The following is a 14597-nucleotide window of genomic DNA, read 5'->3' as shown; positions in this document are numbered from 1 at the left end:
CGCATCCGGTGCCGGTGACATGGGGAGCGCTGACATTGCCGTGACAGGGGGGGTGTTAGCCCTGGGTCTGTCATCACGGGAGAGTCATGGCCATCATCATCTTCTTCATCAGTCACTGGCTGCTCTGCGTCTTCTTCCAGAGCTTCTTCCAGCACCGTTACGCGGCGCACCGCATGTACAGCATGGGGCCGCGCACGGAGAAGGTGATGCACCTGCTCACCTACCTGGTGCAGGGCTCGTCGTACCTGTCGCCGCGGGCGTACGCCATCCTGCACCGCGAGCACCACGCGTTCTCCGACACGGAGAACGACCCGCACTCGCCGCACTACTTCAAGGACGTGCTGCGGATGATGTGGCACACGAAGGAGCGCTACACGGGCATCCTGACGCGCAAGATCCAACCGGAGCCGCGCTTCGAGGGTGGCTACCCGGAGTGGAAGCTCGTGGACGAGACGCTGGGCCAGTCCTGGTGGGCGGTGCTGGGCTGGGTGGCGCTGTACACGGCGTTCTACGCGACGTTCGCGACGTCGGCCTGGATGTTCCTGCTGTTGCCGGTGCACTTCGTGATGGGACCGGTGCACGGCGCCATCGTGAACTGGTGCGGACACAAGTACGGCTACCGGAACTTCAAGGGCGCGGACAAGTCGCGCAACACGCTGCCGGTGGACGTGCTGTGCATGGGTGAGCTGTTCCAGAACAACCACCACAAGTACGGCAGCAGCCCGAACTTCGCGGCGCGCGCCTTCGAAATCGACCCCACGTGGCAGGTGATGCGCGTGCTGTCCAAGCTGGGCGTCATCCGCATCACCACGCCCCAGCGCGCCGTCTACCCGGAGCCGCGCGAAGTGGCCCGCCAGAGCGGCGCTGGAGCGCAGGTGGCCTGAGTTCCGGTCCAGACTGGAAGCCACGCGGGGGAGCCGTCCGTCAGGGACTGCTCCCCCGTGGTGTTTCTCAGCCCTGTTTGAGCGCTTCGGCCAGGGCCGTGGTGGGGTGGCCGATGAGGCGGCTCAGCGTGCGGCTCGTGTCATTCAGGTCACCGCGAGCAATGCCCTCGTCGGAGTTCGCCAGCACGTCGGCGTAGCCCTTGGGCAGGCCCGCCTGCTGGAGCGCGGCGGCGAAGTCGGCCGGTGGCAGATCCTGGTACGTCACCGTCCTGCCGGACTGGCGTGACAGCTCCGCCGCGTACTCCGCCAGCGTGAAGCCGGTGTCTCCCGCGAGCTCGTACACCTGGTTCTCATGGCCTGTGCCGGTCAGCACCGCGACGGCGGCGGCCGCGTAGTCCTGGCGGGTGGCCGGAGCGACACGGCCATCCTTCGCGCAGCCCCGGAGCACGCCCTGCTCCAGCGTCCGCTTCGCGGCCTCCGTGTAGTTCTCCAGGTACCAGCCGTGGCGCAGGAACACGAACGGTAGCCCTGACGCACGGATCGCTTCCTCGGTGTACAGGTGCTCGCCGGCCAGAATCATCCGCGACGTGTCCGCGTGCAGGATGCTCGTGTAGGCCAGCAGCTTCACGCCGGCCTTCTTCGCCGCGTCCACCACGGTTTGGTGTTGCTTGCGCCGCTGGCCCACCTCGCTGGAGGAGATGAGCAGCACCGTGTCCCCGCTGGAGAACACGCCGTCCCACGTCTCCGGGCGGCTGTAGTCCGCATTGCGAACCTGCACGCCGCGCGCGGCCCACTCCGCGGCCTTGTCCGGATGGCGCACCGCGACCGCGACCTGGTGCGCGGGGACCTGCTTCAACACGCCTTCAACGACGAAACGGCCCAACCGGCCCGTGGCTCCCGTGATGACGAACATGGCTGCCTCCGTGTTGCGCGTAACAGGGAGCATCCCAAGCCCCCGGACATCCCTGATCTACACCTCCCGCCCGGCTCGGTCCCAAACCTGTCCGAATGTCGGACAGGCTCGTGCGAAGCGTCACCGAGAGGCCCAGCAGGGCTCTCGCTTTCTCATCCCCGAGAACCGGATTCCTGCCCGACGATCTAGAGGAACTCGTCCACGATGAAGACGCCGCCGCCGGAGAACTCAAGGACAGCGGTTCCGGGGGCTGAGCCAGGGAGCTTCCGCATCTGTCCCTTGGCCGTCCGCGCCACCGCGCAGATGGGCACTCGCTGTGATGCACCCGGTGGAAGTGCCTCGAAATAGCGGATGACGGCCTGAGGTCCGCTCGTCCAGACGTATCCATAGAGACGTGCCGGTGCCTCCAGCGTCCCCAGGTCGTCGATCAACACACTCTCGACACGCCCTTCGTGCAGGGTGACGGACCGGCCATGCATCTGGTTCACATCGAATTCGACGCTCGCGCCGTCCCCCACGCCCAATCGCAGATAGCGCATGGCTTTGAGCGCCTCTTCCGGGCATTTCTCGGGCCCGGGAGTTCCGTCGGACCGCAGACTCACTTTCCCTGTCGCGGTACCAGCGCAACCCGTGATCAGGGCCATGCAGAAAAGACCGCGCGCGAACTCAAACGTCCTGGAAGCCATCCCGTGGACCTTAGAGGAACTTGTCCACGATGAAGACACCGCCTCGTGAGTACTTGAGGACGGCGGTTCCCGGGAGAGAGCCGGACAACTTCAGCATCTGTCCCTTGGCCATGCGAACCACCGCACAGATGGGAACCCGCGCCGCCGAATCCGGGGGACGCGCCTCGTAGTAGCGGATGACCACCTGGGGCCCACTTGTCCATACGTAGCCGTAGAGCCGAGTGGGCGAGTCCAGCGGGCCCAGATCACTCAACAGCATGCTTTCGACCCGGCCCTCGTACAGCGTGACGGGTTCGACGTCGCCCTGGTTCACATCGAACTCAACGATCGCGCCGGCCCCCACTGGCAGCCGCAGATAGCGCATCGCCTCGAGCGCTTCTTCCGAGCACCGCTCGGGTCCTGGTGTCCCGTCGGATCGAAGCGACACCCGGCCCATCGTCGAGCCTGCGCATCCCGAGGCCAGCACCGACAAGGCAAGACAGCACACACGTTCGAACTTCCTGGAGACCATTGCCCGGCTCTTACTCACGCACCAACTGGGGGTCCAACAGCACAGCGGCCAGAAGACGCCCATCGTGCTGGTAGACCTCCAGCGCCAGCTCCTCGAACTTCCCCTCTCGGTTGAGGAACGCGCTGCGGTCCACCACGAACGCGATGGCACCTGTCTGGCCCACGGCGATCGACTCGCGTTCGGCCCGAATGGCCACGGTCTTCGGCGCGCGACTGGCTGACGCGAAGAGCTTCGTCTGGGACAGGCGCCAGGTCCGGCGCTCGCTCTGATTCGTCACGCTGAGCATGACCGCCGCTTTGCCCCTGCCCGAATAGACCGTCATCGAGAGTTGGGCATCCACGTCATATCCACGCCACGTATGCTGCCGCTTGAACGGCGTTTGCGCTGCCGCCCCCGACACCAGTAGCGCGGCCAGCGCGTGGTCCGCGGAGGTCTCCTCTTCACGCAGCCGCGCGTTCTCCTCTTCCAACTCGTTCTTCGCCTTGAGCGTGCGCGACAGGACGGAGACCAGGGACTGATAGTTCTCCCGATCCTTGAAGACGTCCACCTGCTGATCCGTCCAGCCACCCTCCTCAGTGAAAGGCGGCCGCAGCAGGAACGACATCGAGGTCCCATCCGCGAGCGTCACGAGCAGGGGAACGCTCTCATCCGGCCCCAGGGCTCGAAGGGGCTCGATCACCACCCGCTTTCCCTCGACCAGCAGCGGCTCGAAACGCCCCTCCCATCCGAGCAGCTTCGTCTTCAGCGGATCGCAGGGTTGCTCGAACCGGAGCACCGTCACGATCTGCCCCGCCACGTAGATGCGATGGGCCGCGTCGTCCGGGTGCTCCGACAGCACCAGGGTCCGGACCTGCGCTTTCTCTCGCGGCCCCGCCAGGGCGGGCGTTGCAACGAGGAAGAACAAGGCAACGAACCAGCCAGGTAGGGCGTTCGGCATCGAACCTGGACCCTACCCAAGCCGCCCGTTTAACGCCAATCTTCCGGACCGGCCTCTTATGCACCAAGTGGCGTCCACGAACATGCAGCGGCTGCTGGCCGAAATCTCCGCCCACCACTTCCCCAATCCACCCGCCACGCCCTCCCAGATCGCTGCCTTCGAGGCGTGCGTTGGATGGAGGCTCGATGAGGAACTGCGCGCCTTCTACCTGCACTGCGATGGCGCGGCCCTCTTCCGGCCCTTCCCGGACGCGAACTACCACCTGCTGCCTCTAGAGCAGATCCGCAGGGCCCGCGTGGCCATGCGCCCAGGCGACGATGACCGGTTCGGCTCCGCGTCCTGGTACACGCTGGTGGATCTCCAGGACTCCGACTACGTCATCCTGGACGTCGCCCATCCAGTGAATGGCCGGTACCCACTCCTCGACGCGTACCACGAGACTTTTCCCGAGGGAGTACGCCCCATCGCAGTGTCCTTCAGCGACTTCCTGGAGAAGGCGCTCACCAGTGCCGACAGCTATTTCTGGCTGAAGGGGTGAGCGCCCCACCAGGGCCCGCCCCCGAACCTCAGCCCTGTTTCAGCGCCGCGCCAATCGCGTTCCCGAACGGCGCCGTGGGCCTGCCAATCAACCGGCTCAGCGTGCGGCTCGTGTCATTCAGCTCCCCACGAGCCAGGCCCGCGTCCGCGTCCGCCAGAGTGTCCGCGAAGGGCTTGGGCACTCCCACCGCCTGGAGCGCCGCGGAGAACTCCGCCACCGGCAGGTCCACGTACTTCACCGGCTTGCCCGACTGGCGCGACAGCTCCGCCACGTACTCCGGCAGGCTGAAGCTGGAGTCCCCCGCCAGCTCGTACACCTGGTTCTCGTGGCCCGTGCCCGTCAGCACCGCCACCGCCGCGTCCGCGTACTCCTGGCGCGTCGCCGTCGCCACCCGGCCCTCCTTCGCGCTGCCCTGCACCACGCCGTACTGGAGCGCCGGAGCGATGTGCTCCGTGTAGTTCTCCACGTACCAGCCGTTGCGCAGGAACACATACGGGATGCCCGACGCGCGGATGGCCTCCTCCGTCGCCTTGTGCTCCCCCGCCAGCGACAGGCTGCTCCTGTCCGCGAACAGGATGCTCGTGTAGGCCAGCAGCCTCACGCCCGCCTTCTTCGCCGCCTCAATCACCGCCGAGTGCTGCGGGAAGCGCTTGCCCACCTCGTTCGCGGAGATGAGCAGCACCGTGTCCCCCTTCGAAAACGCCCCGTTCAGCGTCTCCGGCCGGTCGTAGTCCACCTGCCGCACCTGCACGCCGCGCTCGGCCCAGGCCTTCGCCTTGTCCGGATTGCGCACCGCCACCGCCACCTGGCCCGCCGGCACCTTCTTCAGCAACCCCTCCACGACGAACTGGCCCAGCTTCCCCGAGGCTCCCGTGACCACGAACATGGCTCCGCCCTTTCCTTCCCGCGCTCCAGGCGCGACATCGAACTGGGCTTACCGTAACGGGGGTACTCACTTTCCGTAAGTACGCACCTCATGGTAAGTGTCCCGTCATGAAGGCAAGCAAGGGCAGTGCATTGCTGGAGAAGGTGAAGCAGCGCGGGGACCTGTACGCGCCGATGTGTCCCTCGCGCGGCGTGCTGGAGCACGTCACCAGCCAGTGGGGCGTGCTGGTGCTCGTCGCGCTCAAGGAGGAGGGCACCCACCGCTTCAGCGAGCTGCGCCGCAAGGTGGGCGGGGTCAGCGAGAAGATGCTCGCCCAGACGCTCCAGGCCCTGGAGCAGGACGGCTTCGTGCACCGCGAGGCCCACCCCGTGATTCCCCCTCACGTCGACTACAGCCTCACGCCCCTGGGCGAAGAGGTCGCCGTCCACGTGGAGGCGCTGACCTCCTGGATCGAGGACAACCTCCCCCGGGTGATGACCGCCCGGACCCAGGCGCAGCCCCGCAAGAAGGCCTCCTGAGAGGCCCCGGGCCTGCCTGCCCGGGTGCCCTCCAGCGGGACGAACGGGAGCGAAGGAGACAGGCCCGCGTTAAGACTGCTCCCGTGCCCGCCGACACCCCGCTCAAGGTCCGCATTCTCGATGCCATCCGCGATGTCCCGGCCGTCCAGTGGGATGCCCTGGTCGCCGACGGCGCGCCCCCCTTCGTGCGCCACGCGTGGCTGTCCGCCATGGAGGAGAGCGGCAGCGCCACCGAGGACACCGGCTGGGCCCCCCATCACCTGACGCTGTGGCGGGGCAAGAAGCTGGTCGCCGCCGCGCCCGCGTACCTCAAGTTCCACAGCATGGGCGAGTACATCTACGACTTCGGCTGGGCCAACGCCGCCGCCCAGTTGGGCGTGGAGTACTACCCGAAGCTGCTCGTGGGCGGCCCCCTGTCCCCCGCCACCGTGCCGCGCTTCCTCACCGCCCCCGGAGAGGACGCGAAGGCCTTGCGCCTCGCGCTCCTCCAGGCCGCCGTGGACAGCGCCCAGGAGCAGGACTGCTCCGGCGTGCACGTGCTCTACCCCACGGACGAGGAGGCAGACTTCCTGGAGGAGGCCGGGCTCGCGCGCCGGATCACCCTCCAGTTCCATTGGAAGAACCCGGGCTACAGCAGCTACGACGACTACCTGGCCCGCTTCGACTCCAAGCGCCGCAACCAGCTCAAGCGCGAGCGCGCCGCCGCGGCCACGCAGGGCATCCAGCTGCGCACCGTGCGCGGCGCGGACCTGACCCCGGAGCACGCCCAGCGCGCGTACACCTTCTACACGTCCACCTGCGAGCGCCACGCCTGGGGCCAGGTGCAGCTCACCCCGGGCTTCTTCGAGCGCGTCTTCCGCGACCTGCCCGACATGGTGGAGATGGTGGAGGCGGTGAAGGACGGGAGGGTCATCGCCGGGGCCTTCAACCTGGCCACGCCGGAGCGGCTCTACGGCCGCTACTGGGGCTGCACGGAGGAGCACCCCTTCCTGCACTTCAACGTCTGCCTGTATCACTCCGTGGACGACTGCATCCGCGCGGGGCGCAAGGTGTTCGAGCCCGGCGCGGGCGGCGAGCACAAGGTGTCCCGCGGCTTCGAGCCCACCGCCGTGCACAGCGCCCACCTGATTTTCGACAAGCGCCTGGACAAGGCCGTGCGGAGCTTCCTGCGCATGGAGCACGCACGGCTGGCCCCCGCCGTGGAGGAGGCGGAGCGCATCTGCGGCCTCAAGCCCTGGGGAACCCCTGCCCCCGGGTCCACCGGCACCTGAAAAACCTGAACGTCTGTCCGCCAGCCCACCGGCCAGTGGGCATCCGGGCTCGGTTCAAGTTGTTAAATCGGGGTGAACCTCTAGAGTCCGCCCCCATGAAAGTCCCGGAGACAGAGGAAGACTTCATCCAGTGGTACGAAGACTGCTGGGCGGACCGCGACGAGGTGGAGTACCCCAAGCTGTTCGGCGCCATCCGTGAGGAGGTGGACCTCCTCGAGGGCACCGGCGTGCTGGAGGGGTGGCTGGAGAGCGAGCTGGCCCAGGGCACGGAGATGGATCCGAACTGGCTGCCCATGGGCGTGCGCGTGGCGCCTCCCAGCCCGGAGCACCCGTACTGGACCTACGTGACGAGCGGCCTGTCCAACCCCTTCACCGTGACCCCCGGCGAGGACCTGCCGGACGACGCCCGCAGTGGGCTGGGCTACGAGATGGTCATCCACACGCCCGAGGAGGAGCGCTGGCCCATCCTGCGCCTGCTGGACATGATGGCCTACAACCTCGTGTGCGCGCGGCTGTTCGCCATGGGGCACCGCTACCCGGTGGACGGCACGCTCACCGGCGGTGAGACGAAGCTCGCGGGCTTCGTGTTCGTGAAGGACGCCAACCGCCCCAGCCACTTCACCCTGCCCAGTGGCCAGGTGGAGCTGCTCACGCTGGTGGGCGTGACGAAGAACGAGATGGCCTTCGCGCGCTCCAACGGCATGGACAGCCTGATGAAGCGGCTGGCCGACCCCGCGAACCCCACCACCGCGTACATCACGCGGCCGGAGCGCGACGAGGTGAAGCTGTAGTTCCCACGCTCTCGCCGCCCGCGCTAACCGGCGCGCGGCGGCGAGGACTCCACCAGCGAGTGCAAGAGGCCCGGCTCGAAGGGCTTCTCGATGCGCGGCAGCGGCACGGCCTGGAGGAAGGCGCGGGCGCGCTCCGTGAAGCTGCCGCCCGTCATGAACACGAAGCGCGACAGGAGCTCCGGCCGGCGCCGTGACAGCTCCGCGTGCACGTCCATGCCGGTGAGGTCCGCCATCATCAGGTCGCAGAAGACGCGGTCGAAGGCGTCGTCCTGCTCCAGCAGCGCCAGCGCCTCCCGGCCGCTGTGCGCTACCACCACGTCGTGCTGCCGGCCGAGGATGCGCCGCAGCACCGAGGTGAGCTGGGGCTCGTCATCCACCACCAGCACGCGCTTGCGGGAGCGCCCGTCGTCCGCGCGCACCGCGGGGACGCCCGGGTGCACGATGGGCTCCGAGACGGGCAGCCGCACCTGGAAGGTGCTGCCCAGGCCGGGGATGCTGGTGGCCGTCAATTCGCCGTGCATGCTGCGCACGAGCCCCAGGCAGATGGACAGCCCCAGGCCGCTGCCCTCGCCCACGGGGCGCGTGGTGAAGAACGGCTCGAAGGCGCGCTGGAGCACCTCCGGCGTCATGCCCAGGCCGGTGTCGGACACCTCCGCCAGCACCCACGCGCCCTCGCGGCGGGTGGTGAGCGTCACGCGGTGCCGGTCGAAGGCGCCGGAGGGGATGGCGTGCGCGGCGTTGATGAGCAGGTGCAGGAACACCTGCCCCAGGCGCGCCTCGTGCGCCAGCGCGGGCGGCACGTGGCCGTAGTGGCGCTCCAGTTGGGCGCGGCTGCGCAGGTGCGTCATCGCCATGGAGACGCCGAACTCCAGCGCCGCGTGCACGTCCACGGGCCCCAGGCGCAGCTCGTCCGCGCGGGCGAAGGTCTGCAGGTCGCGCACGATGACGCGGATCCGCTCCGCGCCCTCCTTCGCCTCGCGCAGCGCGTCCAGCGCTTCGCCCACCGCGCCCTGGATGCTGGGATTGCGGGCGAGCGCCGTGAGCTGCTCCACCGCGAACTGGAGGTTGCCGGCCACGTAGGACAGCGGGTTGTTGATTTCGTGGCCCACGCCCGCGGCCAGCTGGCCCGCCATGGCCAGCTTCTCCGACTGGACCAGCCGCTCGCGCGCGGCCATCAGCTCGTGCGTGCGGCGCTGGGCCAGGGCCTCCGCCTCCAGGCGGCCGGAGTGCTCGCGGGCGAGCAGCGCGTCGCGCTCCGCCTGCACGCGCTTCTTGTCGGTGATGTCGCGCGCGTAGGTGGAGACGTTGCGGCCGCTGGACCAGGCGTGCACCTCGTGCCAGCGGTCGCGGCCGGTGCGCAGCTCGAAGAGGCGGTAGCTCTCCTCGGCGGCCACCTCGCGCATGGTGCGCTCGAACGGGGTGCCGCACAGCTCCGGGCACGCGTCCCACAGCACGCGGCGGAAGAGCTCTTCTTGAGGGCGGCCGGTGAGCGCGGCGGCGTTGCGGTTCACGTAGGTGAGGCGCCAGTCCGTGTCCACGGTGAAGAAGGCGTCCGGCATGCTCTCCAGCACGTCGCGCACCCAGTCCAGCGTCTCGCGCAGCCCCTCCTCCACCCGCTGGGCGCTGGTGATGTCACGAAGCCGCAACAGCACCCCGTCCCGCAGCGGCACCGCCGTGCCCTGCAGCAGCACCTCCCCTTCGGTGAAGTGGTCCGCGTGCGGCCGGCCGGACTCCACCACCTGGCGCAACAGGTCCATGCGGCCGGCGATGCCGCCCCTGGAGGACACCTCGCCCAGGCGCCGCCCGCGCAGGGACTCCGGCCCCCGGCCCAGCGCGCGCACCGCGGCGGGGTTCGCCCACAGCCACTCGAAGTCCAGGATGGCCCCGCCCGGGGAGCGCACCGCGCGCAGCACCATGCATGCCTCGGGGTGCTCGCGCTCGGCCTCCTCCAACGCGGCCAGGAACGCGTCCGGGAGCGGGAGGGCCACGGTCATGTCGGTCGCGGACATCCGGCTCCTCGCGGCCCAGGCACCGCCCACCCCCGGGGAGCCCGCATGTCGCCACGAATCGCACGGCGGCTCAAGCCAGCCCCGGTCTTCGTATCTTTCTTAACCTTCTCGAATTGCAGACGCGTGAGAGTGAAAGCCGGAAGGAAGGGAAAGATTCCCCTCCGGAGGGGAACGTCGGCCAGACTCATGCCTGCCCATGCGCCCTACCCTCATCACGCACGTCTCGTTCGAAGCGTTGCACCTGTCCCTGACGGAGCCGTTCGCCATCGCCACCGGCGCGCAGTTGGCGGCGGAGAACGCGCTCGTGCGCGTGACGCTCGCGGACGGCACCGTGGGGTTGGGCGAGGCGGCACCCTTCACGGCGGTGAGCGGGGAGACGCAAGCCAGCACGCTCGCTTCGTTGGAGCCGGTGCGCGAGCTGCTCGTGGGCCGCGACGCCCAGGCGTGGCGGCCGGCATCGGAGGCGCTGGGGGACGCGCTGGCGCTGGCGCCGGCCGCGCGGTGTGGCGTGGAGATCGCCCTGCTGGACGCGCTCACGCGGCACCACCGCATCCCCATGTACGCCTTCTTCGGCGGGGCGGGGACGGAGCTGGACATCGACATGACGGTCACCGCCGGAGGCGTGGAGCACGCGGTGGCGTCCACGCGGGCCATCCTGGCGCGGGGCATCCACACGGTGAAGGTGAAGGTCGGCGCGTTGGACCCGGACGCGGACGCGGCGCGGCTCGTGGCCATCCACCAGGAGGCCCCGAAGGCGCGGCTCATCGCGGACGCGAACGGGGGCTATGACGTGGCGGAGGCGCTGGCGTTCCTCAAGGAGCTGGAGCGCGCGGGGGTGCCGCTGTCGCTGTTCGAGCAGCCGGTGGCCGACGTCGCGGGGCTCGCGGAGGTGACGCACCGCTCGCGGGTCTCCGTGTGCGCGGACGAGTCGGCGCGCTCGGTGAAGGACGTGCTGCGGCTCATCCGTGAGAACGCGTGCCACGGCATCAACATCAAGACGATGAAGTGCGGGATGGTGGACGCGGTGACGATGTGGAGCCTGGCCCGCGCGGCGGGGCTGGAGCTGATGGTGGGCGGGATGGTGGAGAGCGTGCTCGCGATGACCGCGTCCGCGCACCTGGCGGCGGGGCTGGGCGGCTTCACCTACGCGGACCTGGACACGCCGCTGTTCATCGCGAACCACCCGTTCCAGGGCGGCGGTCAGTACGCGGGCGGGCGGCTGACGCTGGACCCGGACGCGCCGGGGCACGGCGTCACGCTGCGCTAAGAGGCCTTCAGCCCTTCACGAGAGGACTTCACGATTCTTCACAGGGGCGCGGCCCAGAGGGAAGGACAGGCGTCCTGGCGCCGCGCGGTGTGGCGAACGGGGCGGGCGCGGTTAGGGATGAGGGGCCCATGTTGGATGCGCCCTCGTCATCGCCCAGGCTCGCGCTCGTGTCGGAGGACCCCCTGGCCCGGGGTGCGCTCGCACGGGCGCTGAGCGACCAGGCGGAGGCCTGGACGGTGGTGGCGGCGGGCACGCAGGAGGAGCTGGAGGCGGCGCGGGGCGAGCCGCCCGACGTGGTGCTCTGGGACACGGGCCTGCGGCTGGAGGAAGGCGCGGCGCCGGACCTGGGCGCGCCGGTGCTGGCGCTGGTGGCGGACGAGGCGGCGGGGGAGCTGGCGCTGGGCGCGGGCGCGCGGGGCCTGCTCTTCCGCGACGTGGCGCCGGGGATGCTGGGGGCCGCGCTGCACGCGGTCGCCCGAGGCCTCGCCGTGTTCGAGCCGGGCCTGTCCCACGTGCGCGCCGCGCCCCGGAGCACGGCGCCGTCGGGAGCACCCGGGCCGGACACGTTGACGCCGCGCGAGCGCGAGGTGCTGGGGCTCCTGGCGGAGGGCCTGTCGAACAAGGCCATCGCGGACCGGCTGGACATCAGCGAGCACACCGCCAAGTTCCACGTGAACGCGGTCCTGGCCAAGCTGGGCGTGCAGCGCCGCACGGAGGCCGTGGTCCGCGCGGCGCGGATGGGGCTGGTGACGCTCTGAGTGCTCAGCGCGCGACGAATGTTTCCAGGAGGCGCCCTTCGTCGTCCAGGCTCGCCTCCAGCCACTCGCGGTGGAAGGTGGGCAGAGGCCACAGCTCGAACCGGAAGTTGAAGGACGCCGCGTCCGCATTCAGGCTTCGTTGGGCCGCTGTCGCCGCCAACGCGCGCCCGGCCTCGTCCCCCTTCAGCAGGGCGCCCTGCTCCATCAACTTGTAGCCCATCAGGCCCTCGAAGATGGTGTTCCCTTCGGCGATGCGCCCGCCCAGCTTCCACACCGCGACGCCCAGCCGGAGCCGCTCCTCGGGCGTCAGTCCCTCCTTCGTCACCTCCAGCCGCCGCAGCAACTCCAGGGGAGCGCCCAGCAGCCGTGTCCCCATGGCCGCCCAGTAGAAGCTCCAATCCGGATAGCGGACGCCCTGGGACTCCAGCCGCCACTGTGCCTCATCGCCCAGTTGGGCCATGCGGGTCTCCCGGTAGCGGGGGAGCTCCGCGAGCCGCTCCAGCTCCGGCAGTTCCTCCCGCGTGAACGGCGCATCGCCGGAGGTCCCGCCCACCAGCAGCAGCAACGGCAGGTCGGAATGCGTCGACTCCGCGGCCAGCGACGTCATCTCCGTCCGCAGCAGGTCCCGCCCCCGCTTGCGTGCCGCCACCACCGCATGCGGACCGGAGGTCCGGTGGAAGAACTCGAACGCGGCGAGCCTCAGGACCGGATCCCTCAGTCCGGAGACATGGTCCATCAACCACTGCTCCTGCTCCGCGGAGGGATCTCCCGCCAGCGCGGCGATGAACCGGTCCTCGACGTCCTCGGTCCGCGCCCAGACGATGGCGACGGTGTCCTGCATTGGGTGGAGGAGCTCCATCCTGCGTTCGTGATGGAGGCTGGGGCGTCCCGCGTCGAACCACGCCTGGCGCATGGCATCCAGCCAGCTGCCCTTCGGCTGAAGCCGGCGCTGGTCAATGAGGGCCGCGAGCACGCGCGGCTCTGGATCCCCGGGCGCCAGCTCACCCAAGCGCTCCACCACCCGGGCCGCCGCATCCAGCTTTCCCGCCTCCAGGAACAGGCACGCCCGGACGATCCACGCCGACCGGTACAGCGGCGCCTCCTCCAGGACTCCGTCGAGCTCCGCATGCGCCTGATCCGGCTTCTTGTCCCAGGCGTGGTTCACCACCCGCTGGAGCCGCACGTCGGTGGGTTCGCGCGGGGTGGCGGAGGACTTCGGCACGGAGGCGCAGGCACAGAGCCACCCGCCCAGGAACAGCGATGCCAGGAATCGCCAGGGAGTCCTCTTCATCCCATCATCCTAGCGGGTCTCCAGGCAGGTTCCGGCGGATGCTTGCCCGGTGATAGGCGATCAAGGCGCGACAAGGATGCTCAGGCTGTTCCACTCATCGTCCAGGGAGGCCTGAAGCCAGGCGCGGTGAAGTGACGGCAACGGCCACGAGTCCACCTGGAGCGCGGAGGAGGCCTCGGCCACGGCCCGGCCATGTTCGAGCTCCCTCTTCACCTGGGCGAGCTTCTCCACGTCTGCCATCCACTCCGCCCCCAGCTCCATGTGGCGCAGTCCCAACATGCGATCCGACAGGGTTGCTCCCTCGGCGATGCGTGCCCCCAGCGTGAACACGGTCCGTCCCAGCCGGACCCGGTCTTCCGCGGAGAGGTGCTCCTTCGTCGCCTCGACCCGCGTCCACAGGATCACCACGGCATCCGTGACCATCGAAGCCACCGCCGCCTGGAGGACTCGGAGAGGAGGTGCGGTGACCGCCGTGAGTTCCAGACGCTGTTTCGCATCCGCGTACGCCTGGGCCAGCGAGGTGCGTCGATAGCGCGGGAGGCCCGCGATCCGCTCCAGCGCATGGATGTTCTCCTGCGTAAGGGAAGCCTCCTTCGCGGACTCCCCCAGCAGCAGGAGCAGCGGCCCCTCGGACTCGTGCATCCGGGGGATGAGCGGCTCAATCTTGCGCCGCAGCGTCTCCCGAGCCTGACGCCGCACGTCGGCGAGCGCGTCCTCGCCGGAACGGGGAAGGAAATACTCATAGGCGGCGAGCAGCAGAGCAGCGTCCTCCAACCCGGCAACGTGAGCCGCGAGCCACTGCCGCTGCGCGTCCGAAGCACCATCCGCCAACATCGCGGTGAAGCGGACCTCCGGGGACTGCGTTCGTTCCCACACCCGTTCGACGAAGGCAGTCGTGTCAGGGAGCGGCGACGGGAACGGCTCCGCCTCCACGAGGTCAGGTCGGCCCACGCGGTTCCATGCCTGGATCAGGGCCCCTCGCCAGTCTGGCGCGGGCGTCTGGCTGCGCTGTTCGACGAGCGCCGCGAGCACCGCGACCTCCGGCTGTCCGGGCGTCAGGGATTGAAGCCGGGCCACGGCCTGTGAGGCTTCCTCCAGAGCGCCCAACTCCAGCAGCACACAGGTCTGGACCTTCAGCGCGCCCGGATGCCGAGGAGCCTCCTCCAGCGCCTTGGAAAGCTCCAGGCGGGCCCGTGCCAGGTTCCCCGACCCGACATTGGTCACGGCCCGCGAGATCTGTGCGTCGATGCGTCTCTGGAGCGCCTCGGGATTCGAGGCCGCGCGCCGCCACAAGGACAACAGGAACCGATAGGCACGCTGGAGCATGCGCTCAGCGC

The 14597-nt window shown here is 69.4% G+C and carries 15 protein-coding genes; 7 read left to right on the top strand and 8 right to left on the bottom strand.

Annotated features, from left to right (window positions below; translation table 11 throughout):
- The first annotated feature begins 86 nt into the window (after nucleotides 1-86).
- The gene (locus JYJ93_RS05230; RefSeq protein ID WP_206786988.1) at nucleotides 87-884 is read left to right on the top strand and encodes an acyl-CoA desaturase; all 798 of its coding nucleotides are present in this window, start codon (nucleotides 87-89) and stop codon (nucleotides 882-884) included.
- A gap of 67 nt (nucleotides 885-951) precedes the next feature.
- Here the strand turns inward: JYJ93_RS05230 and JYJ93_RS05225 are convergent, their stop codons facing one another.
- The 4 genes from JYJ93_RS05225 to JYJ93_RS05210 all read right to left on the bottom strand — a co-directional run bounded on the left by JYJ93_RS05225 (nucleotide 952) and on the right by JYJ93_RS05210 (nucleotide 3898).
- Complete coding sequence (locus tag JYJ93_RS05225) at nucleotides 952-1797, bottom strand: SDR family oxidoreductase (protein WP_206786987.1); 846 nt, start codon at nucleotides 1795-1797, stop codon at nucleotides 952-954.
- Between the two features lie 185 nt (nucleotides 1798-1982).
- Nucleotides 1983-2483: a serine/threonine protein kinase gene (locus JYJ93_RS05220; protein WP_206786986.1), complete on the bottom strand. Its 501-nt coding sequence runs from the start codon at nucleotides 2481-2483 to the stop codon at nucleotides 1983-1985.
- Nucleotides 2484-2493: 10 nt separating this feature from the next.
- A complete protein-coding gene (locus tag JYJ93_RS05215; RefSeq protein ID WP_206786985.1) occupies nucleotides 2494-2994 on the bottom strand; it encodes a serine/threonine protein kinase in 501 nt (166 codons plus the stop codon).
- A gap of 10 nt (nucleotides 2995-3004) precedes the next feature.
- Complete coding sequence (locus JYJ93_RS05210; RefSeq protein ID WP_242543675.1) at nucleotides 3005-3898, bottom strand: DUF2381 family protein; 894 nt, start codon at nucleotides 3896-3898, stop codon at nucleotides 3005-3007.
- A 115-nt stretch (nucleotides 3899-4013) separates the two neighbouring features.
- On the opposite strand from JYJ93_RS05210, the gene JYJ93_RS05205 reads away from it, so the two are divergent.
- A complete protein-coding gene (locus JYJ93_RS05205; RefSeq protein WP_206786981.1) occupies nucleotides 4014-4469 on the top strand; it encodes an SMI1/KNR4 family protein in 456 nt (151 codons plus the stop codon).
- A gap of 28 nt (nucleotides 4470-4497) precedes the next feature.
- Here JYJ93_RS05205 and JYJ93_RS05200 read toward each other — a convergent pair whose 3' ends face one another.
- Nucleotides 4498-5355 (bottom strand): SDR family oxidoreductase, encoded by an 858-nt coding sequence (locus JYJ93_RS05200; RefSeq protein ID WP_206786979.1) that lies wholly within the window; start codon nucleotides 5353-5355, stop codon nucleotides 4498-4500.
- A 107-nt stretch (nucleotides 5356-5462) separates the two neighbouring features.
- Here JYJ93_RS05200 and JYJ93_RS05195 point away from each other — a divergent pair, with 107 nt between their 5' ends.
- The 3 genes from JYJ93_RS05195 (at nucleotide 5463) to JYJ93_RS05185 (ending at nucleotide 7935) form a co-directional block, all read left to right on the top strand.
- Nucleotides 5463-5873 carry a helix-turn-helix domain-containing protein gene (locus JYJ93_RS05195; RefSeq protein ID WP_206786976.1) on the top strand — a complete coding sequence of 137 codons (411 nt, stop codon included), beginning with the start codon at nucleotides 5463-5465 and terminating at the stop codon, nucleotides 5871-5873.
- A gap of 83 nt (nucleotides 5874-5956) precedes the next feature.
- Entirely contained in the window at nucleotides 5957-7144 is a 1188-nt protein-coding gene (locus JYJ93_RS05190) for a GNAT family N-acetyltransferase (protein WP_206786975.1), read from the top strand.
- Between the two features lie 95 nt (nucleotides 7145-7239).
- On the top strand, nucleotides 7240-7935 hold the full coding sequence (locus JYJ93_RS05185; protein ID WP_206786973.1) for a suppressor of fused domain protein: 696 nt from the start codon (nucleotides 7240-7242) through the stop codon (nucleotides 7933-7935).
- A 23-nt stretch (nucleotides 7936-7958) separates the two neighbouring features.
- Here JYJ93_RS05185 and JYJ93_RS05180 read toward each other — a convergent pair whose 3' ends face one another.
- On the bottom strand, nucleotides 7959-9944 hold the full coding sequence (locus JYJ93_RS05180; RefSeq protein ID WP_206786971.1) for a PAS domain-containing protein: 1986 nt from the start codon (nucleotides 9942-9944) through the stop codon (nucleotides 7959-7961).
- Nucleotides 9945-10140: 196 nt separating this feature from the next.
- On the opposite strand from JYJ93_RS05180, the gene JYJ93_RS05175 reads away from it, so the two are divergent.
- Both JYJ93_RS05175 and JYJ93_RS05170 read left to right on the top strand, forming a co-directional pair.
- Complete coding sequence (locus tag JYJ93_RS05175; protein WP_206786969.1) at nucleotides 10141-11211, top strand: dipeptide epimerase; 1071 nt, start codon at nucleotides 10141-10143, stop codon at nucleotides 11209-11211.
- 128 nt (nucleotides 11212-11339) lie between these two features.
- Nucleotides 11340-11969 carry a response regulator transcription factor gene (locus tag JYJ93_RS05170; protein ID WP_206786967.1) on the top strand — a complete coding sequence of 210 codons (630 nt, stop codon included), beginning with the start codon at nucleotides 11340-11342 and terminating at the stop codon, nucleotides 11967-11969.
- Between the two features lie 4 nt (nucleotides 11970-11973).
- On the opposite strand, the gene JYJ93_RS05165 is transcribed toward JYJ93_RS05170, so the two are convergent.
- Nucleotides 11974-13260, bottom strand: coding sequence for a hypothetical protein (locus JYJ93_RS05165; RefSeq protein ID WP_206786966.1), 1287 nt, complete (start codon nucleotides 13258-13260; stop codon nucleotides 11974-11976).
- Nucleotides 13261-13320: 60 nt separating this feature from the next.
- Nucleotides 13321-14586 (bottom strand): hypothetical protein, encoded by a 1266-nt coding sequence (locus tag JYJ93_RS05160; RefSeq protein WP_206786965.1) that lies wholly within the window; start codon nucleotides 14584-14586, stop codon nucleotides 13321-13323.
- Between the last annotated feature and the right edge of the window lie 11 nt (nucleotides 14587-14597).

This window comes from Corallococcus sp. NCSPR001 (assembly GCF_017309135.1).
GTDB lineage: Bacteria > Myxococcota > Myxococcia > Myxococcales > Myxococcaceae > Corallococcus.
The sequence above is the reverse complement of the archived record's forward strand: the minus strand, read 5'-3'. Positions and strand labels throughout refer to the sequence as shown.